We start from the raw sequence: 23,070 nt of genomic DNA, 5'->3' as shown, positions 1-23,070 counted from the left end.
CCGCCCGATACGCACAATGTCATGGGAGGAACGATATGGGACTGTTCAAAAGCAAGAGTGCCCAAGCCGCGGACGCGGCATTGGAACAAGCACGTGAATTGAGCGCGCAAGCAGCGGCTCAGGCCACCCAGGCAGCGGCCCGGGGTCAAGCGGCGATCGACAGCGGAGGCAACCGCCTGAAGCAATTATTGTCGGAACTCGAATCATTGGTGACGCCGAAAGTGGAAGCGGCACTGCCCGTCGTGCGCCAGCGCACCGATAAGGTGATCGCCCGCTTGAATGCGCGCGGACAGGACCTGTCCAAGGATCTGCAGCAAGCGGTAGGCAATGCCGACGCATACGCAAAGAAGAATCCCTGGCACATTGTCGGCGCCGCTGCCGGCGTGGCGCTGCTGATCGGCTTTCTGGCGGGTCGATCCTGACAGATTGCGCGTCCAGGCGACGCGCATTGCCTGATACGGGCAACCCTGTTCCGCAGGGGGAAACGTCGTGCCACATGCTGGTTTTAACCCGTGCATCGCATGGCACGTCGTATTTTCGGAGTGGGCGTATTGATTAGCACTGCTGGACTCTTATGATGGGGGCCGTTACGACCCGCTCAAGATGTCCATCATGCCGCTCGCAGTTCCGCTTGCCTACTTTCCCTCTTCCAAACGACGCGTTTCATTGCTGCGTGACGCTTCAATAAGCGCCACGGCACACATCCTCCCCCGACAGCATCTTCAACGCGCCATCCAATCGATGCGCCATCACACGGTGCATCTGGGATTCGCCGTGGCGACAGGCTGCAGCGCCGACCTTGTTTTCGCGGAAGACGATCGCGCATTGCACGACGGCACCACTGCATCCACTGATCATCCGGCACTGATGCATCATGCACCGGCGCGCACGCCAGTCCTCGTGACGACATCGCCACCGAGACGCGATGGACAGACCACGCTGGACCCTCGGCTCGCTCGGCAACCCGTGCCGGCCAGCGACGGCGCCGACTATCTCTCCACCGTGCCGGGTTTCGCTGCCGTCGGCAACGGCGGCACCAATGGTGACCCGGTATTACGAGGCCTGGGCGGTGGGCGTTTGTCCGTGCTGTCAAACGGCACGGCGATTCACGGGGCCTGCGGTGGCCGCATGGATGCCCCTACCGCCTATCTCTCGCCGGAAACGTTCGACTACGTACATGTCATCAAAGGTCCAGGCACCGTGCGGTGGGGGCCGGCTGCGTTGGCGGGCACGGTGCGCTTCGAGCGTAAGACCGTCCGCTTCGCCACGCCAGGATTACGCTTCCACGGCGCCATTCTTGGTGGTATGTACGGCCGTCATGATGGCTTGATTGATCTAGCAATGGGCGATCAACGCGGTGATGCACGCCTGATCGCGTTCCAGACCCATGCGGATAATTACCGTGATGGCGACCATCGCACGATACCCTCGCGATGGACGAAATGGCAGGTTGACAGCATGTTCAATTGGTATCCGACGCACACGACGCGCTGGACGCTAGAGGCCGGCACGGGAGACGGTGCGGTTCGGTACGCCTCCAGGGGGATGGACGGCAGGAAATTCCAGCGCGACAACGTCGCGCTGAGCGTCACCATCGATCAAATCGGCGAGCGACTGCGCTCCGCAAGCGCTCAGGTCTCGCTGACCCAAATCGACCATGTCATGGACAACTTCTCGTTGCGGGACCCTCGTACGCAAACCGGTGGCCCGGCGCACGCCCCCGGCTGGCAACGATATCAATTGAATGCCTCGAATCCAGGAAGAACATTGATCGGTGGGCGCGGCGAGTTAACGTGGTCGCTGGCACCACAATGGCAACTTCATACCGGTATCGACGGGCTGCTTGACCGTCATACCGTCCGCGCCGCAGGCAGTATGCCATTGGCGCCGAGTGCGGACGACGCTCGTGCATACGCACCCGACCCGAGCACGTTGCCGCGCTATCGGAACGCAGTGCAATCCCGTGTCGGCGTATTCGCGCAAACCGAATGGCGAGCGACCTCTCTGGACACCGTGGCCGCAGGTGCCCGGATCGATCGCGCGCACGCGCTGGATCTGCGCCAGACGACGCTCAAACAAGGCCTGCCGAACCGTCGGCACGCCTGGTTGCCAGGTGGCTTTGTCCGATGGGAGCATGATCTCGCCGCGACGCCGATCACCGTGTTCGCCAGTCTTGGCCACACCCGTCGCTTTCCGGATTATTGGGAACTATTCTCTTCGCTGAACGGGCCGAGCGGTGGCATCAATGCCTTCAACGGCATCCAGCCCGAAAAAGCGACACAAATCGATGTAGGACTGCGCTACGACGACAGCAACGTGGTGGACCGCGGTGTGAAAGCACACACTGCGCACGGCCACCCCGGGGAGATCGGCGGCACGGATCAGGGCCCCATCGCACCGCATGGCGGATACGGTCGTCATGCATGGCTTACCGCGTACGTCGCTTCGGTGAGGGATTTCATTCTTTTCGATTACGCGCCGGACACCCAGCGAATCCGGAATGTCGATGCCCGACTCTATGGTGGTGAGGCAGGATTCAGTTGGCCGCTGTCTTTACGCTGGCGCGTCGATGTCTCGACGGCCTTGGCAATGGGCGACAATCGCAGCGACCGGCGACCGCTCGCGCAAATGCTACCGCTCGATACCCGAATCGGCCTCCAGTATCGCGACGGGCCTTGGTCCACAGGCTTGCTGTGGCGAGTCGTCACCTCGCAACACAGGTGGGCGAAATACCAAGGAACCGTTGCGGGGCAGGATTTCCGTGCGTCCGGTGGATATGGGTTGCTCTCGCTCAATGCGTCATATGCGGTCAGCCGCATCGCATCGCTTCATGTTGGCATCGACAATGTGTTCAACAAGACCTATGCCGAACACCTGAATCGCCAAGGAGCAGCGGGCTTCGGCTTCCTGGGTGATATGCCGTTCAACAATCCCGGCCGGCTCGCTTGGGCAAAGCTGATCGTCGATCTGTAGCCGTTACCCCACTCGCCCCTCGCGCAACGTGGTCAGCACTGAACATTGCCTCCGATGCGCGCTCTGCGATTCTCCGTGCGCGCGCATCCTGGCCGAACAACCACCACGCCAAGCCAAGTGTTGCCGCCATCATCCCTATCATTACCGCCATGAGCGCCTCTCGATGGGTTTCGCCCACCACAAGGTGGATCCGTCGCAATCATCGTAATGCGACTCATTATTATTTGCAATCGACATGATAGTGAAAGGGCTATCGCGGTGGCATCAGCGTACGCGTGATACCCGGCGGCTTCGCATTCGACGCCACGACGGACAAAAGTGCGCCCGTGCAATCACCCTACATCCGCACGTCATAGCGAAGCAGTGCCATGCCTGATGTCGATAAGGCGTCAGAATATAGCGCGATCATCGCGGATCTGGCGTGCGGTCGGCGGTTGATGCGCGCGGTTTTCCCATCAGGATGGGCTGGAAAAACACCGCACCAATCAGCGTGCACACCAGTGACAAGGTCAGCAGCCGCCCCATGCTGGACGTCCCCGGATGGTGCGATAACCATAAACTGCCAAATGCCGTCGCGGTGGTAGCCGCGCTCAGAATGACCGCCTGGGTCAGGCCGGCGCTGAGCAAGCGTGTCTGTCCCCTACGCCAGGCAAGCACGTAGTAGATCTTGAACGCAACGCCAATACCCAGCAGCAACGGTAGCGCGATAATGTTTGCGAAATTCAACGGCAAACCGATGATCACGCATAACTCCAGCGTCACGGCTCCGGACACGATCAGTGGTACCAAGGTACGCAATACGTCGCTGAAACGACGCAACGCCAACCACAACAGCAAGGTAACGGCCACCAATGCAATGGCCGTTGCTTGAATGAAAGCGGTAATGATCGCATCTGCCGACGCGATGATCGAGATCGGACCACCCACCGCCTGGGGCGCCACCCGCTGCACCGCATCGGTGAATCGCTTCAGCATTGCGTCATCGCTCGAGGCCGTATGCGCCGGCACACGTGGAGACACTTGTACCAGGGCCTGTCCTTTTGCGTTCAGCCAATTCTCCCGCAACGCCGCTGGCAGCGTCTGCACGTCGACCGTCGTCGGCTGCAACATCTGGGACAGGCGCGCCAGCGAGATACGCAACGGCAAGGCGAGCGCATCTTCGGCACGGTCCCGGGCGGCGGCATCGGCAGAAGCCAGTTTACGTAAACTTTCCGCCAGGCGCTTGGCTTGCGCGGCACCGGGGCCCGGATGATCGAGAACCGCGCTATCGAGCTGCATCGCCGCGTTGCGCAACGCCGAAACCCGTGCCGCATCGGTCGCGGGCGCCAACGGCGTCTGCGACAGAATCGGCTCAAGTGTGGTTCGCAGTTGTGCAATGATCGCCAATTTTTCGGCTTGGTCATCCGGCAGGAAACTATCAAGCGACAGCGCCCGCGCTACCTCCGGCAAGGCGGCAAGCCGCTGCGCAAGCGCACGGGCGGCCGTGGGAGAGTCCGTCAGGACCGAGATATCGTTGATGCCGGCTGTCTGCGCACCCAGTGCGCTCAGCGTCGTCATCGATTCCGAATGAGGATCTTTCAAACTGAGCGGATTGAAATCGAAGCGCAGAAACGCCAATAGTGGAAGACCCGCAATGACCAAGGCCAGGGTAACGATCAAAATCGGCTTTCGCTTGCGCTCAAACAATCGGTCCACGGGTTCGAGGAAACGGAACCCGGGGGGCGCACGTTCACCGGTCGGCTTCAGTAATGCGATCAGCGCCGGCAACACGGTAATGCTGGACGGGAACGCGACAAAGAGGATGCCGACGCCGGCTATCAGTCCCAATTCCGAGATGCCACGGTAAGCCGTGGGCAGGAAGGAAAAGAAGGCGACGGCAGTGGCCACCGCGGCCAATGACAACGGCAAGGCGATGGCGGCCGCGCAGGCACGCATCGCGGCGGTCAAATCCTGGGCGAGAAATCGCTCCTCGCGATAGCGCACGCCGAACTGGATACTGAAATCCACACCAATGCCGATGAACAATACGGCAAACGCCACCGATATGGGGTTCAGCGCACCCACCATCAACAAACCGAGCGCGGCGGTGACGGCCAGGCCGCCGATCAACACGACGAACACGGCGAGCACCAGGCGTACCGATCGCAGCGCGTACCAAAGAATCGCTACGACCAGCAGTAACGTCACAATCGCGTTCGGCACCGCCCCTTCCGCTACGGAAGAGAATTCCTCGTCGGACAGTGGCCGCGCGCCGGTCAGTCGGACGCGCGCGTGATACCGCTGTGCCAGGTGCAGGTCGACGGCGGCCTGACGAATGGCATCGGATGCCGCGGCGCTAGGTTCAAGCGCACTATAGTCGAGCACCGGGTGGGCCGAGATAAATGCTCGCCCGGGCTGCTGGCCCTTTACGCCGGACGGGACCGCGAACGTCGCGCCATCGTCGCGCACTGCTGACGATGTGCGGGCATCCGTATCTTGTGTCGACGCGACGGCGCCGCCGGATGCCGCACCGGGTGCAGCGGCTTGCACCCCTCCCCCCGCGGTAGCGCCCCGCTCACCCGTGCCTTGCGCCAGATCGCGCCAAGACAGCGCCGCCGGGGTATTGGCAAGCGCGCCATCCACGGCATCGGCGCTGCGGGACAGCAGCGTAGCCATCTGCGGCAATGTGATTTTTCCGGTCTGCACCGGTACCAGCAGTGTCACCGACAGCAAATTCGCCAAACCGCGTAGACTCGGATCACGGGCCAACGAATTTAATAACGACTTACCCTCACCTAGCTGTGTCGACAAAGTCCGCAGCGCGGTTGGCGATAGATAAAGCAATCCATTCTTTTCGAAGAATGCACCGCCATCCGGCCGTGTGACGTCGTGGAATCTGGCCGGCATGCCGGCGAGATGCGCGGCGAGTTCGTTGGCCGCCTGGTCCGCGAGCTCTGGAGCAGGCGCGTCGATGACCACCAGGGTAGTCTGCGAACGCCCGGGAAATGCGGCGTCCAGTTGCCGATCACGTTGCGCCCACGGCTTCTTGCTATCGATCAGCCCATTGATATCCGTGTTGATGGCGAAATGCGTGGCGGCATACCAGGCACTGACGAGCACCAGCACCAACGCCACGCCTACTACGGTCCATGGCCGGCGAACCGACCCATTGACAACACGTGCAATCCACGACGTCAGCATCTGCTGGCTGGCTCCTACAAGGTGAAATTCAACAACGGCCCCGTATCACCGGCGGCGCGCCAACGGCAGGAGGACTGGTGGCAATCAGGGCACGGTCTGATGGACGAAGCGCGTCCGTCCCCGCATGCTGAACCAACCGCCTAGTATACCTGCTCGCTTGTGATGCGCAGCCAGGCATTCATTTCACGAACGCCCGGCGGACGCGGGCTTGGCCGGGTATATACTAAAAGTGTCATTCTTATGTTCTGATCAAAGGTCTTTTGTCCCCATGAGCACGCCTTTCTCCTCCGCACCTGTCACCACCATGCTGCGCGCGCCTGCCACCCGCCGTCGCTTTTCGTTGTCTTTTGCCAGCGTCGCAGGCGCGGATGGTCGGTCGGCCATGAGCGTGCGGTCCACCGCGGTCATGGCACACGCCGTCGCGCTGGTGCTGACCGGCCTGATGGGAGCAACATTTGCCGTCGGCGCATCCGCGGCGCAGGAGACAGCGGCCGCGGTGCATCCGGCCGCTGGTGCGAGCGCCGCCGCAACGCTGCAGACCGCGGTCGAGGGTACGATCAACGCGATTCAGAGCAACCCCACGGCGCGCGGAGGCGATCCGGCGGCAACGGCGACGGTGGTGCAGTCCCACTTCCTGCCCTACACCGATTTCCGCCGTACGGCACGTCTGGCGACGGGGGACGCATGGAATACGGCCAGTCCCGCACAACAGGAGCAGATCTTCCAGGCTTTTCAGACGTTGCTGACCCGGGTCTACGCGGCGCAATTGACGCAGATCCAGGGACAGAAAGTCAGCTTCCAATTCGATGCACCGACGCCAGTACCGAAGTCGACCGACGTGGTGATCGGCAGTAAGGTGCATACCCCGTCCGATGACCTCAGCACGCGATATCGCCTGGAAAAAACGAAAGAAGGCTATCGGATCTACGATATCGACCTGATGGGAATCTGGATGGTGCAGGTCTACAAGCAGCAATTTGCCGCCCAGTTACAGGCTGGCGGCGTGGACGCACTGATCAAATACCTGAAGGCCCATAACGCACAAGGTAGCGGCGCGTAACACCGGCCTTCGGCACAAGGCGATGCCCGCAGGTCTCAGGCCGACCGCGACTGAGACGTGTCTTATTACTTGCCATTACGGTTGTACACAACCCACACCGTCTGCACCCGCCATACCGGGCGATTACTGCAGCAAGATGAAATCTCGTTTATATTTGCGGCTTTCCCAATGCATGTGCAGGTTGCTATGCCGCCGAAACCTCGCACCTGGGATGCTCGTCTGGCACGCCGGATGATCCTTCCCCTGGTGACCACGCCCGTCACACCCAATCATTTGACCACCGTCCGGCTGATTGTCGGCTTGTTCTGCGCGGCGGCATTCGCTCATGGCGGTTACGCGTGGACCAATATCGGCGCATTGTTATTGGTTTGCTCGAACGTCATCGATCACGCCGATGGCGAATTGGCACGCCTCAGTGGCAAGACCAGTCGCATCGGCCATTTCTACGACCTGGCGGCGGATGCATTGGTGACGGTGTTGTTGTTCTCCGGCATCGGGCTGGGCGTCCAAGCAAGCAACAGCAGCGCATGGGCCAACTATGGCGCGATCGGTGGCACGGCGGCCGGCATCGGGGTGGCCGTGATCTTCTTCCTGCGGATGCGTATCGAGGAAATGGCCGGCAAGGCCGGCACGGCGCAACCTGCCTGGGGCGGATTCGAACTCGAAGATATTTTGTACCTGATGCCGCTTGTAACCTTGTTTGACGGCTTGCCGACATTCCTGATGCTGGCCAGCGTCGGCGCGCCCGCGTTTGCGATCTGGGTTGCGATGGACTATGTACGGGTTAGCCGACGCACGCGCCAAACAGCTAGCTCCGAACCTGCTGCCTGAGGTAATCCCCGCATGGCATGCCGCCAGCCATGTTCTGTATTTTTTTGGGATGATTGCGCGTAGCATCGATAATAGCGCTCGAGCAAACCCGCGCCCTTCCGCGGTCAGGGATGGCCGACATGAACAGGAGCTATCTTGAAAATGTCGCGGGCAAGCCGTGGTGATGTTTCATCCTAATCGCATTTCCCGTCTTCCGATCAAGGGCGACTCTCATGTCCTCTGTCTCTCCCTCACCCCGCTCCTCCAAAACAGCGCCCCCACGCGATGCGGCCTACAGCGCGCCCGGTATGCGGATTGGCGGCACGATGCCGCATGCGTCTCCGGTCGCATTGCTGCCCGATCGGTTGCGCCTGCTGGATGATGACGCACTTCGCGGCGATTTCGTCGATCAGGGTAAATTCCTGTTCTTGCGAGATTTCTTGCCGCCGACGTTAACGCAAGCCGTCGTCGACGGGATGCAGGCAGCGCGCGTGGAGATAAACCGGAACTACCTGCCGGGGCATAAGAAAGGCGGTAGTGTCAGTCGCCATACCATCGACAAACGGGCTCCGGTCATCGCGGAACTGTATCGCTCCCCCGCTCTCATCCACTGGCTCGAGAAGCTCGCCGGGGAGCCGTTGATGCCATCCCCGGACAGCGATCCGCACGCGTATGCACTGTATTTTTATACTGAGCCCGGTGACCATATCGGCTGGCATTACGACACATCCTATTACAAAGGACGTCGCTATACCCTATTGTTGGGTGTGCTGGACCAGTCATCGAGCAAGCTCGAATACAAGCTCCATACAAAAGATCCTACCCGTGCGAGGACGCCGGACCTCGACGGCGCGATCGGCTTGGACCCGGGTGCATTGGTATTTTTCGATGGTGACATGTTGTCTCATCGAATCACCCCGTTGGGTATCGGCGAGGAACGCGTCTCCCTGACGTTTGAATATGTCACCGACCAGCGCATGGGCCAGTGGAAGCGCTTTATCTCGAATATGAAAGATGCGATTGCCTACTTCGGCTTCAAGCAGGTGTTTCGTTCGAAGAAGCGCAGCCGGTAAAAGCCGCGCGGCGGTTCGAACGCGCGCTACCCTGCCACGCCTGACAACCATCAGATTATGAAACGCTCCGCCTTTATCGCGTTGACGGTCGGGCTGCTTCTGTTCGTCGCGCTGCTCGCCTGGCGCGGCGTCGGTTTGATTGCCCAAACCTTCCTGACGGCGGGATGGGGCATCGTGGTCGTGGCACTCTTCCATATACTGCCATTGTTCCTCGACAGTGCCGCGGCAGCGGTATTGCTGCCACGTGATCGCAGTACACGACGACCATCGGCAAGTTCGTTCTGGCGCGTTACCGGTGCCCGATGGGCTTGTGAGTCCGTCAATAGCCTGATGCCCGCAGGCCAGATGGGGGGCCCCGTCGTCATGGCGCGTCTGCTGGCCACTCGGTCGACCACCGCGGCGCAACGGCATGCTCCGGATCGCTCCCCGATTCCCGACCCCATCCCATCGCGCACCATCGACGATACGGCGCCCCTGCCTGGAGCATCACATCGCTATGACGCGGTGGACGCGGGTGCGATCGTCACCGTGGCAACGACGCAGCAGATGTTTTCGCAGGGTGTGTTTGCAATGCTTGGCATCCTCGCGTTGACGTTGCATGTGGGTACCCATGCGCTGATCTGGCCGTTGGTCATCGCCATCGCGCTATTCACTGCCGCCGGCATGCTGTTCTATAAAGCGCAACGACGCGGCTTGTTCTCCTGGTTCGCGGGTTGGCTCGCGCGTACCCGTATTGGTCGCAATCGCCCCACCCTGGTCGCGGCCGCCGCGAAACTCGATCAACGGATCGGCTCTGTCTATACCAATACGCGAACTGTGCGCGCCAGCTTCCTGTTGCATCTGGTCGGCTGGATCGTGGGCACGGGCGAGGTATGGCTCGCCATGCACTTCATTGGCCATCCTGTCACTTGGACCGAAGCCTTTATCTTGGAAAGTCTTGGGCAAGCGATCCGGGGGGCGGCGTTCGCGATTCCTGGCGCGCTCGGTGTACAGGAGGGTGGACTGCTTGTATTGGCGCCATTGCTGGGTATTTCCCCCGAGGCTGCAATCGCGTTATCGCTGTGCAAACGTGCCAGGGAGTTGCTGCTGGGGCTTCCCGGTTTGCTCTACTGGCACTGGCGTGAACGAACACTGCGCCGACGCTTCCTGCTTACCGCGCACTAAGGGGACGGCAAATGGTTGGTCTGCCGCACTTTCCAGCACGATCCGAAGCCTGGCAGTATCATCCCGAATTGCCCGACCGGGCGGTTTTCCCAGTTAACGTCCGAAGCGTTCGTATACATCTCGTAATACACAGAACGTCCTCGGTGATTTCTTACTGTTCCTGGTAGTTTTCATACGCATGCGTGCCATTATTCTCGCCGCCGGAATCGGACAACGCCTTGGTTTGGCGGGTACGGAATCCCACTCCACCGCAAGCACCCCGACGGCTGCGCCACCGAAATGCCTGCTGCGCTTTAGCGCACCCTCGCCGACCGATACAGACGGCGCACGGTCGATGACGTTGCTTGAACGGCATCTCCATTTATTACGCAAGGCGGGCATAAACGACGTCACGATCGTCGTTGGCTATCAACATCAGCAAATCGCGGCGGAATTGGAACGTCTGAACTGGCAGCCAGCTCCCGCCTTGGTCCTGAACCCGCAATACACCTTGGGCAGCGTCGTCAGTCTGGCGACGGTGGCGGACGTCATGACTGATTCATCGGTCGACGTGTTGGTCATGGACGCCGATGTGCTTTATGACCATCGCATGCTCGACGCCCTCGTCGGTACAGACGCCGTCGCCACACCACCACGACACGCGGACCGCTTGTTGATTGATCGTGGCTTCGAACCAGGCGATGAACCGGTCAAGCTGTGCTTGCGTGATGGCCGTCCGGTCGAATTGCGCAAAAAGGTGGCCGAGGGCCTGGTCTATGACACGGTTGGCGAATCAGTGGGGTTTTTCCGCCTCTCGCCGATTCGCGCCGCCAGGCTGGCGGCCCTTTGTCGCGCCTATGTCGATGAGGGTCGTGGCACCGCGCCGCATGAAGAGGCCGTGCGCGACCTGCTGCTCGAACAAGGCGAACACTTTACCGCGGCCGACGCCACGGGACTGCCCTGGCTCGAAATCGATTTTCCGGTGGATGTGGCGCGCGCGCGCGACGCGATCCTGCCGCTTCTTCAACCCGTACTCTGAAAGCCGATCATGAACGCACCGACCACTCCGTCCTCCACCGTCGCCGCAGCGGGCACCACATCGGCGCCGCTGTCCCGCGCCGCGCAACTGCGCCAGATGCTGACCAGTGCGCAGCTCGAATTCATCATGGAGGCGCATAACGGTGTCAGCGCCAAGATTGTCGAAGAAGCGGGTTTCAAAGGCATCTGGGCATCGGGCCTGACGATGTCGGCGCAATTCGGCGTGCGGGACAACAACGAGGCGAGCTGGACACAGGTAGTCGACATGCTCGAATTCATGTCCGATGCCAGCACGTTGCCGATACTGCTAGACGGCGACACCGGTTACGGCAACTTCAACAACTTCCGTCGCCTGATCCACAAGCTGGAACAGCGCAGCATCGCGGGTGTCTGCATCGAAGACAAGCTGTTCCCGAAAACGAACAGCTTCATCGACGGGGACCGTCAGCCGCTCGCCGACGTCGATGAATTCTGCGGCAAGATCAAGGCGGGCAAGGACTCGCAAAACGATCCGGACTTCAGCATCGTCGCCCGCGTCGAAGCGTTGATTTCCGGCTGGGGCATGGATGAAGCACTGCGTCGCGCCGAGGCCTATCACCGTGCTGGCGCCGACGCCATTCTCATTCACAGCAAACGTGCGAAGGCGGACGAGATCGTGACGTTCGCCAAGGAATGGGCCGGACGTTGCCCGCTGGTCATCGTGCCCACGAAGTACTACAGCACGCCGACCGACGTTTTCCGTCGCGCCAACATCAACCTGATCATCTGGGCGAATCACCTGATGCGCGCCGCGATCCCGGCGATGCAGGCCGTTGCCAAGGAGATCCATGACAGCGAGACGCTGATCGAGATCGAGGACCGTGTGGCAACCGTCGACGAAATCTTCCGCTTGCAGGGCGCGGACGAATATAGCGCGGCGGAGAAACGCTATTTTGCCCCGAGCCGCCCCGCGCCACGCGCGGTGGTGTTAGCCGCAAGCCGCGGTGATGGATTGGAAGCGCTGACGCTCGACAAACCGAAGGTCATGCTGCCGGTGGGCGGCAAGCCGCTGATGCGTTGGCTCGTCGATGCGTTCAAGAAGGAAGCGATCAACGAGATCACGGTCGTCGCCGGCTACAAAGCGGATGCTATCGACACGCCGGGAATCAAGAAAGTACTGAACGAACAATACGCCAGCAGCGGCGAACTGGTGTCACTGGCCGCGGCGACGGATGCCGGCGCCTTGTTCGACAACGACCTGTTCGTCACCTATGGCGACCTGCTGTTCCGTCAATACATTCTGAAGGATCTGCTGCAACAGGACGCCGAGATCTGCGTGGTCGTCGATTCGTCGCAGACTGAATTGGGCGTTGACCTGGCGTGGTGTTCCGCACCCGACGACCGGGGGCTGTTCGGGCAGCACGTGACGTTGCGCCATATCGGCAATGCGCCGGTCGGCGTGACATCGGCGGACACGATCGATACGCCGTCGGGTCGCTGGATCGGCATGCTCAGCGTGCGCGGAGCGGGTCGCAGAAACGTACAAGCAGTCTTGAGCACGCTGCGCGAACGCGACGACTTTGGCGCCTTGGGCATGCCGGCACTGCTGAACGCCTTGACGGAAGCCGGTCATGCGGTGAACGTGCTCTATGTCCACGGCCACTGGCGCGGCGTCAATGACTTGGAAGATTTCCGCCGCGCCGGCGAGTTTGCCCACGGCCAACAGCCGATCGGCTCGGCGTCGGCATCGGATGTTCGGGGAGCGGACAATGTCTGATTCCCACCCCGGCCAGGCTAGAACTGCGGGGACAGCCAGGAATATCGCGGCACCCATGCCGAGCGGAGGATCCCAGGCAATTGAGGCGGCCCAGTTTGTCGAGGCAGCGCGTGCGCGCGGTTTTCGCCGCTATGCGGGTGTCCCCTGCTCCTACCTGACCCCGTTCATCAATTACGTGATTCAAGACGCATCACTGGACTATGTCAGCGCGGCGAACGAAGGCGATGCGGTGGCCATCAGCGCCGGGGTGGCGCTCGGTGGCGAACGCGCGATCACGATGATGCAGAACTCCGGGCTCGGCAACGCGGTCAGTCCTCTGACCTCGCTGACCTGGACCTTCGGTTTGCCGCAATTGCTGATCATTACCTGGCGCGGCGAGCCGGGCGGCGCGCCCGATGAACCCCAGCACGCGCTGATGGGCCCTATTACACCGACCATGCTCGACACGATGGACGTGACATGGGAACTGTTTCCCTCCGACCCGGCACAGGTCGACGCCGTTCTCGACCGGGCTTGCGCGCATATGGATCAAACGGGGAAGCCCTATGCACTGCTGATGAAGAAAGGCAGCGTTGCCCCATTTGCGTTGCAAGGCAGCGGCGCCCCGGTGCCGCGGCCGTCCACGGTTGCGCACACGGCGTATCGCGGCAACGGTGACGCAGACGTGGACACCTTATTGCCGATAGCATCGCGTGGTAGTCGCACCGACGCATTGCGGCGTGTCGTCACCGCCTCGCCGTTGCAGGCCGGGCAGACCTCGCAAGCACCGTCGGCGACCGTGAAGACCGTCGTACTCGCCACCACCGGCTTCACGGGTCGTGAGCTGTATGCACTGGATGACCGTGCCAATCACTTGTACATGGTCGGATCGATGGGCTGTGTCGCCACGCTCGGCCTCGGCCTTGCACGTACCCGGCCGGACGTGCGGGTCATCGCCGTCGACGGCGACGGTGCCGCCTTGATGCGGATGGGCCTGTTCGCAACAGTAGGTACCTACGGAGGCGACAACCTCTGGCACTTGCTGCTCGATAACGCGGCACACGACTCCACCGGAGGTCAGGCGACCGTATCCGCCAGCGTGGGATTCGCGCAGATCGCCGCCGCCTGCGGCTATGCGAGCGCCACCGACACCGACGACCTGGATGTGATCGACGACTGGTTGGCCGCGAATGCCGCCACGCAGCACCGTATATCCGAAGCGTCGGCGGATACGGATACGGCTGACGACGATGTCCCGGGCGCGCATTTCCTGCGTGTCTTTACCCGACCGGGCAGCCCCGACACCTTGCCGCGTCCATCGGTGACGCCACGCCAGGTACGCGCTCGCCTGCAAGACTATCTGGGCGTGCCGTCGTCCATTCCTTCTGAAGCGTCTGGAACCGTTAAATGAGCGCTACAACTGCCGCCCCCCTGCTCTTGAATCCCGGTCCGGTGACATTGTCGGACCGCGTGCGGCGTGCGTTGCTGCAACCGGACCTGTGTCACCGCGAAGACGAGTTCTTCGACCTGCAGGAGGAAGCACGTACCCGGCTGCTAAGCGTTTATAACCTCGATGGCGCGCAGTGGGCGCCGGTATTGCTGACTGGCTCGGGCACGGCCGCGGTCGAGGCGATGATCTCGTCGCTATTGCCGGAACAGGGACGCCTGCTCGTCCTCGAGAATGGCGTCTATGGCGAACGGATCAGTGCCATCGCCAAACGACATGGCATTACCACCGAGGCATTGCATGCGCAATGGGGCGAGGACATTGATATCACGGCCCTCGCGGCACGGCTCGACGCTGCGCCCGCCGTGACGCACGTCGCCGTCGTGCATCATGAAACCACCACTGGCCGGTTGAACCGGCTAGACCAGATCGATGCGCTGTGTCGGGAACGCGGCATCGGCATCTTGCTCGATGCGGTGAGCAGTTTCGGCGCCGAGGAAATCGACTTCGCGCAAGGTGGCATCGTCGCCGCGGCGGCGGGTGCCAACAAATGTCTCCACGGCGTACCCGGCGCCTGTTTCGTGCTGGCGCGTCACGACGCGCTGGCCGCCAGCGCACCGCGTACGATGTATCTCGATCTCGCGGCTTGGGCACGCGCGCAAGCGCAGCGTGGCACGCCCTTCACGCCGTCGGTCCACGCCTATTACGCACTGGTCGAGGCGCTGCGCGAATTCGATGAGAACGGTGGCGTGCCGGCGCGTCATGCACGCTACGCGACGCTCGCCGAGCACGTACGCCACGGTTTCGCCGCATTGGGCATCGAGGCGTTGCTGCCCGCCGAACAGTCGTCGGTCGTGTTGCGCAGTTTTCGACTGCCCAAAGGGGTCGACTACGCCATGCTGCATGATGGCTTGAAAGCGGCCGGTTTCGTGATTTACGCGGGCCAAGGCGCATTCTCCCGGACGATGTTCCGTATCTCGACAATGGGCGCGCTGACAATCGAAGACATGCAGCGCTTGATCGAAGCCGTGGCGCGCATCCTGATGCAAGCCAAAAATCGCACCGCATGAGTGGTGCCGCTCCTCGCGCATGCCCGTGCGCCGCGCGGCCCGACGAGGCATGGAGCGAAGCGCGAGGCACGTCTTTCAATCCTCCTCTCGGCAGCGCGTTCACATTGGACATGGCAGCGTTATTGATCAGCGCCGTCATGCTGCGTCATTTCGACGCACCCTGTCATTTCTCTAAATAAAAAAAACAGGTCACGAAAAATTATTTTTTGTTGTTTTAACGTGCACTCCCGTCACTTGCGCACCCGTGCAACGAGGGATTCAGTACGCCTCGAAAGGGCCATCCATGCAACATTGCTTTCATGGCATGGACGACCACAAGGCGAGCGATGAGATCTCCTACGGACATGTCACCAAGCCGCGTCGGTAGATAGGCCAGATCGCCGGAGCAGATACAAAACGAGGGCGAGGCAAGGAGCCGAGTGCCGCATTGACGGCGATAAGGCGGATGAAGCCATATCGCGCAAGGCCCATCAGGAAGTGGTCCCGCCGTACGCCGATGGCCGCCAGACGGCGTGCGCTGGGCAATGTCTTATCGGGAACGACGCCAAGGAAGAACACCCAGCACGGATGTGCACGGGTGTGACGCGTCGCGAAGACTCTCCGGTTTCTGGCCATCATCCGACCAGGCCAACCGTCCCGAACGTCAAAGCCACGAGAAGCCGTGTACAGCAGAGAGTGCTAATCGCTCGCTGTCGAGAAGCAAGAAAAAGGGGCGCAAATGTCAGAACATTTAGACCGTACCGCGCGAGATCGAGCACGGCCCAGGCAAAAATCGACGTCATGAACACGCGACGATTGCTGTTCGTCGTTGTAGAATCTCAGGGCTCGGCGAGACCCTTGCGGTCAATGTAGTGCCAGCATGTTTGGTAACGAACGCAAACCTCACGGCGCACGTTCAACGCCAATCTCAAAAGTTACATACCGTAACACTTCTTTTCACGTTTTTATAGATTACGACGTTGAGCCGCCCCGCCGACATCTACTTACGCTTCCTTCGCCTCGCGGAAGCCATCAAGGGACTGCCGTCCTTGCCAGCCCTCGATCCGCTGGAGGAGCGCATCCTGCAATTGATTGCGCGTCGCCAGGATGCCCGAGAGCGCCTGTCCGTACGCGACATGATCGCATTGAGCGAGTTCGGCTCACCGACGATGCTGCATCGTCGGTTGAAGTCGATGCGCGCGAAAGGCTGGATCATGTTGCTTGATACGGAAGACACTCGCCGCAAGCAACTCTCGCTGACACCGGCGGCGATGCAACACCTCGACTCCTTGTCCCAATGCCTGGTCCAGGCTGTCGGAAAGCAAGCCTGACACCCATGCGCCTGTCGGGCATCCGTGGGCGCAATCCGTCGGGCGTCGATAGGCCCGTGCCGTTCGGGCATATCAGCCATCCCATTTTCGTGTATCGCGATTCAGGTCGGCGAAAAAGCGGGGAATCCATTCGTACTGGCGCAATGGCGTCGCGTACTTATATTCTCGCGAATTGATCCACACTGCCATTTCGAGACTTTCCGCGCGTTCGTCTTCACTGTAGGCACGTACGTCGAAACCATCGGGGTGCAAACCATCCTTATGACAGTGTTCGGCAAAGTGTTGCTGCTGATCGGCGGGAACAGGTATTTCTCGCATGATGCGTTTCCTTCTCCATGTCTCGTTGCACCTCTGATTATTCGGCGTGACACCGAATGCTTTGTTCGTCATCACCACGAACGCAGTGCACGTCGCGCGCTACGTCATCCCACCTCGAACCCCGTTCAACAAAAAAATACGATGCCGTCATATCACTGAGATTTACGTAATATTTCGAGCATGATCGCACCGTTATCGCCTCTTTTTAGAAGCACGCCAGATCAACTAACGCTAGAATGAGATGCGTTGGAAGAGCATCGAAACCGAGGCGAAGGCATGCGTGCAACAAAGGGCATCCCTGGCAACGGGCAACCGCCACGTGCACAGGATCACCGGTAAGAAACAAACTCCGCGGCATCAACGGTGTTACAGCGATTTCCGTGCCCGGCCGCACTAGCAGGTCAGCATGCTTCGTATCGCGTAATGCGCGGCCCCACGTGGAACGCGTCCGATTCCAGGATGCCGCGTGCTCCCAAGGCAGAGGCCGAACGACGAGATCGCTGCATGCTTGGTACGAGGGTGGCAGCAACGACGTAACCACTGTGAATTCTGTATGTCAATTCGCATGTGCGCCGGATTGGTCTTATAAAAAGCACACCTTACGGAAACAAGAGGCGATCGCGACCCAATCTCATATCTCTGTCAAGGAACCCTTGGTAGATTTCTTACGAATGGCTGACAGTTTTTTTGAAGCGCGGTTAATATTGAGACTCACTGAGACATCGTTGAGACGTCGCCACAGCGCAGTTCGCATGCGGCACGCAATCGACGCCTCTCTTGCGAGAATTTGCGACAGCGCCGTGATGCCTTCATGCAAACGGCATGGCAATGGATGGCATCAACTCGCCCCCCACTCAATCATTTGTCGAAGGAGCGAACGTGAAAACATTACATATTGGTAAACCGAGATTTTCAGCCCTGATGTCTTCTGCTGAAACAGATACATCAAGCGGCGGCCAGGCGTCTTCAAGGACGGCAGCCGCGCCGGTGCACACCACGAACGGTGCCTGTCACTGCGGCGCGGACCATACCATCGAGTCCTTGCTTGACGGGGTCGCGCGTTTTCAGAACGACACCTTTCTTTCGCAACGCGCGGAATTCGAAGCATTGTCGGAAGGTCAGGCGCCACATACCTTATTTATCACTTGTGCCGATAGTCGCGTGGCCCCGGAGCTGATCACCGGTGCCCGCCCCGGCGAAATATTCGTCTGTCGCAACATCGGCAACATCGTGCCGGCGTACGGTGAGATGTTAGGGGGTGTATCAGCCGTGATCGAATATGCGGTACTGGCGCTGAAAGTAAAGCACATCGTCGTATGCGGTCACACGAACTGTGGCGCAATGAAGGCATTGAGCGCCGGTCCGCATTTATTGAATGAGTCAATGCCGACCGTTCGTGCCTGGCTGCGCAATGCGGAGTCGGCGCGCTCCGTTTTGATGGCAACGCACGGCGAGGAAGCCATCACCGACCATGATGCCCTTGCCTTTGAGAACGTGTCGACACAGTTAACGCATTTGCGCACCCATCCGTCGGTTGCGGCGCGGCTTGCGGATGGCTCGTTGCAGATACATGGGTGGGTCTTCAATATCGGAGGCCCCCGCGTCGCGGTCCGTGACCACAACGGCGTCTGGCATAGCGATATACGCGGCAGCACATCCGATGTGGCGGCAATCGAGACGGCGAGCTGAACGCCCGCGCTGATCCGAGGCGACTTGGCATGCACGCCGCCGCCCGACCTTGCGCGGGCGCCATGCCAGGGGCCGCACAATGCTTACCAAGCAGGAATCGATCATGGTGATCTTGCAAAATTCCCGGTTGCCCTCGCTGCTTCAATATGTCGGGTGGCAATTGGCATCGCTGTTCATATGGGACGTGTTCGTCGTGATAATGTACACGCTCTATGCCGACGATATCGGCGTGCGCCTGCCCGCGTTACCGGTGACCTTGTTCGGCTCGGCGCTGGTGCTGTTCCTGAGCCTGCGCAACAACGCCGCCTATGCAAGGTGGTGGGAAGCCCGCACCTTATGGGGCGCCGTTGTCAATTCCTCGCGCAGCTTTGCGCGAGAAGCGCTCACCTTGATCGCCGATACACCGGAAAGCCGAGAACTAAGGCGCACACTCGTCATACGGCAAATCGCCTATGCCAGCGCATTGCGACTGCACTTGCTGAAGAAGCGGTCCCCGGACATGCTAGCGAATATCGACGGCCTGGATATCGAAGAGCAACGTCACCTGACCGCCCATACCAATGTGCCCAACGCGATCCTGACGCGTCACGGCCAGGATGTCTCCGAGGCATGGCGTGCCGGTTGGATGAATCGATTCGACCGCGTGCGCCTGGAATCGACAATGGTGGATCTGTCGAACGCGCAAGGGGGTCTCGAACGGATCTGCAACACGCCCCTTCCGAAGCAATATGCTCAGTACCCAAAGCTTTTCGTCTCGGCATTCTGCGTGATCATGCCATTGGGGCTGGTGGACAGCCTGGGGATCTATACGCCGCTGGCTTCCACACTCGTTGGCTTCATGCTGATGACGATGGAGAAAATGGGACACGATTTACAGGACCCGTTCAGCAATAACGTGCACGACGTGCCCATGGCATCGATCTGCCGCACTATTCAGATCGACCTGCTTGAATCCATCGGCGATCGTGCACCGTCGCCGGCGAAATCAGTCAAGGGCGTGCTGTGGTGACATGGCTGCCGTGGCGCGGTGCATGCTTTTTTCAATAGCGTGCAGCACCTTATTGTGCTTCCTGTCATGCACGGGCACCAGGCGGCATTGCTGCTGGCGCTTGATAGTGCACGCATGCGAATGAGAAAGCCTGCAGAGGGACGCGGGCCGCGCATCCTTGGACCGATGACCAGCCTTCTGGCCAGCATTGCCTTCGATCGTTCGGCATAGTCTGCTGCTGATGTACCATGTCGAGATTCGTGGCGGGTGATAATTGATTCCCCGCCCGCAGACGACAGACGTATAAAGGCTTCATGGCAAAAAACGTGACAGATCAAGGCGGTTGCGCGGACACCCTCGCTGGCCACACGCCGATGATGCGTCAATATTGGACGCTGAAACAGGGCTACCCGGAGACCTTGCTCTTCTATCGGATGGGCGACTTCTACGAGTTGTTTTACGAAGACGCGGTCAAGGCGGCGCGTCTGCTCGATCTTACCCTGACGCAACGCGGCAATTCGAACGGCGAACCGATCAAGATGGCCGGCGTGCCGCACCACGCCGTAGAGCAATATCTGGCCAAGCTGGTCAAACTTGGTGAATCGGTCGCGATTTGCGAGCAGATCGGCGACCCGGCGACATCCAAGGGGCCGGTCGAGCGGAAAGTAGTCCGTGTGGTCACCCCCGGTACGTTGACCGATGCCGCACTCCTCGCGGACAAGCGCGATGCCTATTTGATGGCGTTGTCGTTCATCAGCCCCAAACGCGGCCAGAGCGCGGTCGTGGGCATTGCCTGGCTCAATCTGGCGAGCGGTGCCTTGCGCTTGAGCGAAGTGGCGCCCTCGGCATTAGGCGCGCTGCTGGAACGGGTACGGCCCGCCGAAACATTGGTCGCGGACGCCGATTTGCCGCCCGAATGGGCCGCCATCGTCGCGAACAACAGCGGTACAACCGGGGGGACGAGCAGTGCCGGCAAGGTTACCCGCGTACCGGCCTGGCATTTCGAGGCCCGAAACGGGCAGGAACGGCTCTGCCAGCAATTGGGAGTCGTTTCGCTGGACGCCTTCAATGCACAGCGCATGCAAGCGGCCGCCGGCGCCGCCGGCGCATTGCTGATCTATGCCAATGCGACGCAAGGCCGAGACCTGACGCACATCCAAACCCTGAAGGTCGAGCATGACGCCGAATTCATCGGTCTGGACCCGGCCACCCGGCGCAATCTCGAATTGACCGAGACACTACGCGGCACCGATTCGCCGACCCTGATGTCACTACTCGACACCTGCGGTTCATCGATGGGCAGCCGCCTGTTGCGCCATTGGCTGCATCATGCGCCGCGCGACCAGCGAATCGCGCGATTCCGCCACGACGCGGTACAGGCGTTTCTCGATCCGCAACGCATCGGCGCCACCCCGGATCCGCACATCGGCGAGCACGCCGCTTTCGGCACGATCCGGCAGACGCTGGCGCGCATCGCCGATGTCGAGCGTATTACCGCACGCATCGCACTGCAAAGCGCTCGGCCGCGCGACTTATCCAGTTTGCGTGAGACGCTCGCCGCACTGCCGGTATTGCAAGACGTGCTGCGAGGCTTTGTCGCACCGGAACACTGGTCGGCGGCACGCGGCGAGCAGCAAGATCACACGGGCACGACGACGTCCCTTGCAGGCACCGATGGCGATGACGCATTCGATGCCGACAACCAGGGAACGACGGATGTCGCCGGTCATATCGACTGCGATACACAATCGCGTCGCGCCGATGAGGAAGGCAACGGTGCTGAAGACAAGCTCGATCGCCCCTTGCTTGCCGCGTTGCTGCGCGCGCTTGCACCGCCGCTGGAAACCATCGCCCTGCTGCGCGATGCCGTGGCCGACGAGCCGGCAGCCATGGTTCGCGACGGTGGCGTCATCGCGCGCGGTTATGATGCACAGCTCGATGAACTGCGAGACATCTCGGAAAACTGCTCGCAATTCCTGATCGATCTCGAAACGCGAGAGCGCGCCCGTACCGGGATCGCGAACCTTCGCGTCGAGTACAACCGCGTCCACGGCTTTTATATCGAAGTCACGCGCGGACAGACGGACAAGGTACCGGACGATTATCGTCGACGTCAGACGATGAAAAATGCCGAGCGTTATATCACGCCTGAACTCAAGACATTCGAAGACAAAGCGTTGTCGGCACAGGAACGCGCGTTGTCGCGCGAAAAGTTGCTGTATGACAGGCTGCTCTCGGCCCTGCTCGCGCATATCCCGGCATGCCAGCGCGTGGCTGATGCGCTGGCGCACCTGGACGTGATTGCGACGTTTGCGGAACGCGCGCGCACATTGGGTTGGCAGGCGCCGTCGCTGGTCGACGCGCCGGGCATCCACATCGTTGCTGGGCGGCACCCCGTTGTCGAGGCGCAGATCGAGCAATTCATCGCCAACGATTGCCTGCTCTCAGATCAACGGCGCATGCTGCTGGTGACCGGCCCGAACATGGGCGGTAAATCCACGTTCATGCGGCAAACAGCGCTCATCGTGCTGCTCGCCTATGTTGGTAGCTTCGTACCCGCGGATCGCGCGACGCTCGGCCCGGTAGATCGCGTCTTCACCCGGATCGGCGCATCCGATGACCTTGCTGGTGGACGTTCGACCTTCATGGTCGAGATGACCGAGGCAGCCGCCATACTGAACAACGCAAGCGAACATAGCCTGGTCCTGATGGACGAAATTGGCCGTGGAACGTCGACATTCGACGGACTCGCGCTGGCATGGTCGATCGCCCGGCACCTGCTCTCGCACAATCGCTGTTTCACCCTGTTTGCCACGCATTATTTCGAACTGACGCAGTTGCCGGAACAGTTCGCGCAAGCAGCCAACGTGCATTTGAGCGCAGTCGAGCACGACAAGGGCATTGTCTTTCTTCATACCGTCTCGGAAGGTCCCGCAAGTCAGAGCTATGGCTTGCAGGTCGCGCAACTGGCGGGCGTCCCGCCTGCGGTGATTCGTGCCGCACGCAAGCGCCTGAGTGAACTCGAACGGCAATCCGCGGGCAATACGCGCCAGGTCGTGCCGCAACTCGACCTCTTCGCGGCGCGTCCAATAGAGGAAGCGGAAGAAGCGGAATGGGATCGCGTCGAGTGGGAAGCGGCGGAGCCTGGCGCGGCTTATCCCGCACAATCCGGAAACGGCAATCGCCATGCGCCTCAAACACGCGTTCCCGGCATGCCGCAAGGGCGTGCTGCGTCG

General features: G+C 60.8%; 16 protein-coding genes and 1 pseudogene. 14 read left to right on the top strand and 3 right to left on the bottom strand.

The annotated features are described in order from the left end of the window. Positions 1 to 35 precede the first annotated feature (35 nt). Positions 36 to 422 (top strand): ElaB/YgaM/YqjD family protein, encoded by a 387-nt coding sequence (locus SJQ66_RS21835; protein ID WP_024902402.1) that lies wholly within the window; start codon positions 36 to 38, stop codon positions 420 to 422. A gap of 190 nt (positions 423 to 612) precedes the next feature. After that, the gene (locus SJQ66_RS21830) at positions 613 to 2,973 is read left to right on the top strand and encodes a TonB-dependent receptor domain-containing protein (RefSeq protein WP_320534539.1); all 2,361 of its coding nucleotides are present in this window, start codon (positions 613 to 615) and stop codon (positions 2,971 to 2,973) included. A gap of 405 nt (positions 2,974 to 3,378) precedes the next feature. Here SJQ66_RS21830 and SJQ66_RS21825 read toward each other — a convergent pair whose 3' ends face one another. Beyond that, positions 3,379 to 6,153, bottom strand: coding sequence for an MMPL family transporter (locus tag SJQ66_RS21825; RefSeq protein ID WP_320534538.1), 2,775 nt, complete (start codon positions 6,151 to 6,153; stop codon positions 3,379 to 3,381). A gap of 268 nt (positions 6,154 to 6,421) precedes the next feature. On the opposite strand from SJQ66_RS21825, the gene SJQ66_RS21820 reads away from it, so the two are divergent. The 8 genes from SJQ66_RS21820 to SJQ66_RS21785 all read left to right on the top strand — a co-directional run bounded on the left by SJQ66_RS21820 (position 6,422) and on the right by SJQ66_RS21785 (position 15,529). Continuing rightward, complete coding sequence (locus SJQ66_RS21820) at positions 6,422 to 7,213, top strand: MlaC/ttg2D family ABC transporter substrate-binding protein (RefSeq protein WP_320534537.1); 792 nt, start codon at positions 6,422 to 6,424, stop codon at positions 7,211 to 7,213. A gap of 186 nt (positions 7,214 to 7,399) precedes the next feature. Continuing rightward, positions 7,400 to 8,044: a CDP-alcohol phosphatidyltransferase family protein gene (locus SJQ66_RS21815; protein WP_236693658.1), complete on the top strand. Its 645-nt coding sequence runs from the start codon at positions 7,400 to 7,402 to the stop codon at positions 8,042 to 8,044. Positions 8,045 to 8,331: 287 nt separating this feature from the next. After that, positions 8,332 to 9,096, top strand: a complete 765-nt coding sequence (locus tag SJQ66_RS21810) for a HalD/BesD family halogenase (protein ID WP_407691568.1) — start codon at positions 8,332 to 8,334, stop codon at positions 9,094 to 9,096. A gap of 57 nt (positions 9,097 to 9,153) precedes the next feature. Beyond that, the gene (locus SJQ66_RS21805) at positions 9,154 to 10,260 is read left to right on the top strand and encodes a lysylphosphatidylglycerol synthase domain-containing protein (protein WP_024902397.1); all 1,107 of its coding nucleotides are present in this window, start codon (positions 9,154 to 9,156) and stop codon (positions 10,258 to 10,260) included. A gap of 178 nt (positions 10,261 to 10,438) precedes the next feature. Beyond that, positions 10,439 to 11,278 carry a phosphocholine cytidylyltransferase family protein gene (locus SJQ66_RS21800; RefSeq protein WP_036008143.1) on the top strand — a complete coding sequence of 280 codons (840 nt, stop codon included), beginning with the start codon at positions 10,439 to 10,441 and terminating at the stop codon, positions 11,276 to 11,278. A 96-nt stretch (positions 11,279 to 11,374) separates the two neighbouring features. Next, entirely contained in the window at positions 11,375 to 13,033 is a 1,659-nt protein-coding gene (aepX, locus tag SJQ66_RS21795; protein ID WP_320535358.1) for a phosphoenolpyruvate mutase, read from the top strand. 55 nt (positions 13,034 to 13,088) lie between these two features. Then, positions 13,089 to 14,423 (top strand): phosphonopyruvate decarboxylase, encoded by a 1,335-nt coding sequence (gene aepY, locus SJQ66_RS21790; RefSeq protein WP_036008140.1) that lies wholly within the window; start codon positions 13,089 to 13,091, stop codon positions 14,421 to 14,423. Continuing rightward, on the top strand, positions 14,420 to 15,529 hold the full coding sequence (locus SJQ66_RS21785) for a 2-aminoethylphosphonate aminotransferase (RefSeq protein WP_320534536.1): 1,110 nt from the start codon (positions 14,420 to 14,422) through the stop codon (positions 15,527 to 15,529). Before aepY ends, SJQ66_RS21785 begins: the two co-directional genes overlap by 4 nt. A 336-nt stretch (positions 15,530 to 15,865) precedes the next feature. Here SJQ66_RS21785 and SJQ66_RS21780 read toward each other — a convergent pair whose 3' ends face one another. Next, a complete protein-coding gene (locus SJQ66_RS21780; RefSeq protein ID WP_024902393.1) occupies positions 15,866 to 16,147 on the bottom strand; it encodes a hypothetical protein in 282 nt (93 codons plus the stop codon). A gap of 341 nt (positions 16,148 to 16,488) precedes the next feature. On the opposite strand from SJQ66_RS21780, the gene SJQ66_RS21775 reads away from it, so the two are divergent. Beyond that, positions 16,489 to 16,839 (top strand): transcriptional regulator, encoded by a 351-nt coding sequence (locus tag SJQ66_RS21775; RefSeq protein ID WP_024902392.1) that lies wholly within the window; start codon positions 16,489 to 16,491, stop codon positions 16,837 to 16,839. Between the two features lie 72 nt (positions 16,840 to 16,911). Here the strand turns inward: SJQ66_RS21775 and SJQ66_RS21770 are convergent, their stop codons facing one another. Further along, positions 16,912 to 17,157 carry a hypothetical protein gene (locus SJQ66_RS21770; protein WP_036008133.1) on the bottom strand — a complete coding sequence of 82 codons (246 nt, stop codon included), beginning with the start codon at positions 17,155 to 17,157 and terminating at the stop codon, positions 16,912 to 16,914. 921 nt (positions 17,158 to 18,078) lie between these two features. On the opposite strand from SJQ66_RS21770, the gene SJQ66_RS21765 reads away from it, so the two are divergent. The 3 genes and pseudogenes from SJQ66_RS21765 to mutS all read left to right on the top strand — a co-directional run. After that, positions 18,079 to 18,846 (top strand): carbonic anhydrase, encoded by a 768-nt coding sequence (locus SJQ66_RS21765; protein WP_320534535.1) that lies wholly within the window; start codon positions 18,079 to 18,081, stop codon positions 18,844 to 18,846. Positions 18,847 to 18,949: 103 nt separating this feature from the next. Continuing rightward, positions 18,950 to 19,855: a bestrophin family protein gene (locus SJQ66_RS21760; RefSeq protein WP_024902389.1), complete on the top strand. Its 906-nt coding sequence runs from the start codon at positions 18,950 to 18,952 to the stop codon at positions 19,853 to 19,855. A gap of 293 nt (positions 19,856 to 20,148) precedes the next feature. Further along, positions 20,149 to 22,941: pseudogene (mutS, locus tag SJQ66_RS21755) on the top strand (DNA mismatch repair protein MutS); the annotation flags it as partial. Positions 22,942 to 23,070 lie beyond the last annotated feature (129 nt).

Source organism: Robbsia andropogonis (assembly GCF_034047095.1).
Taxonomy (GTDB): Bacteria; Pseudomonadota; Gammaproteobacteria; order Burkholderiales; family Burkholderiaceae; genus Robbsia; species Robbsia andropogonis.
This window is presented reverse-complemented; position numbering and strand designations above follow the sequence as displayed.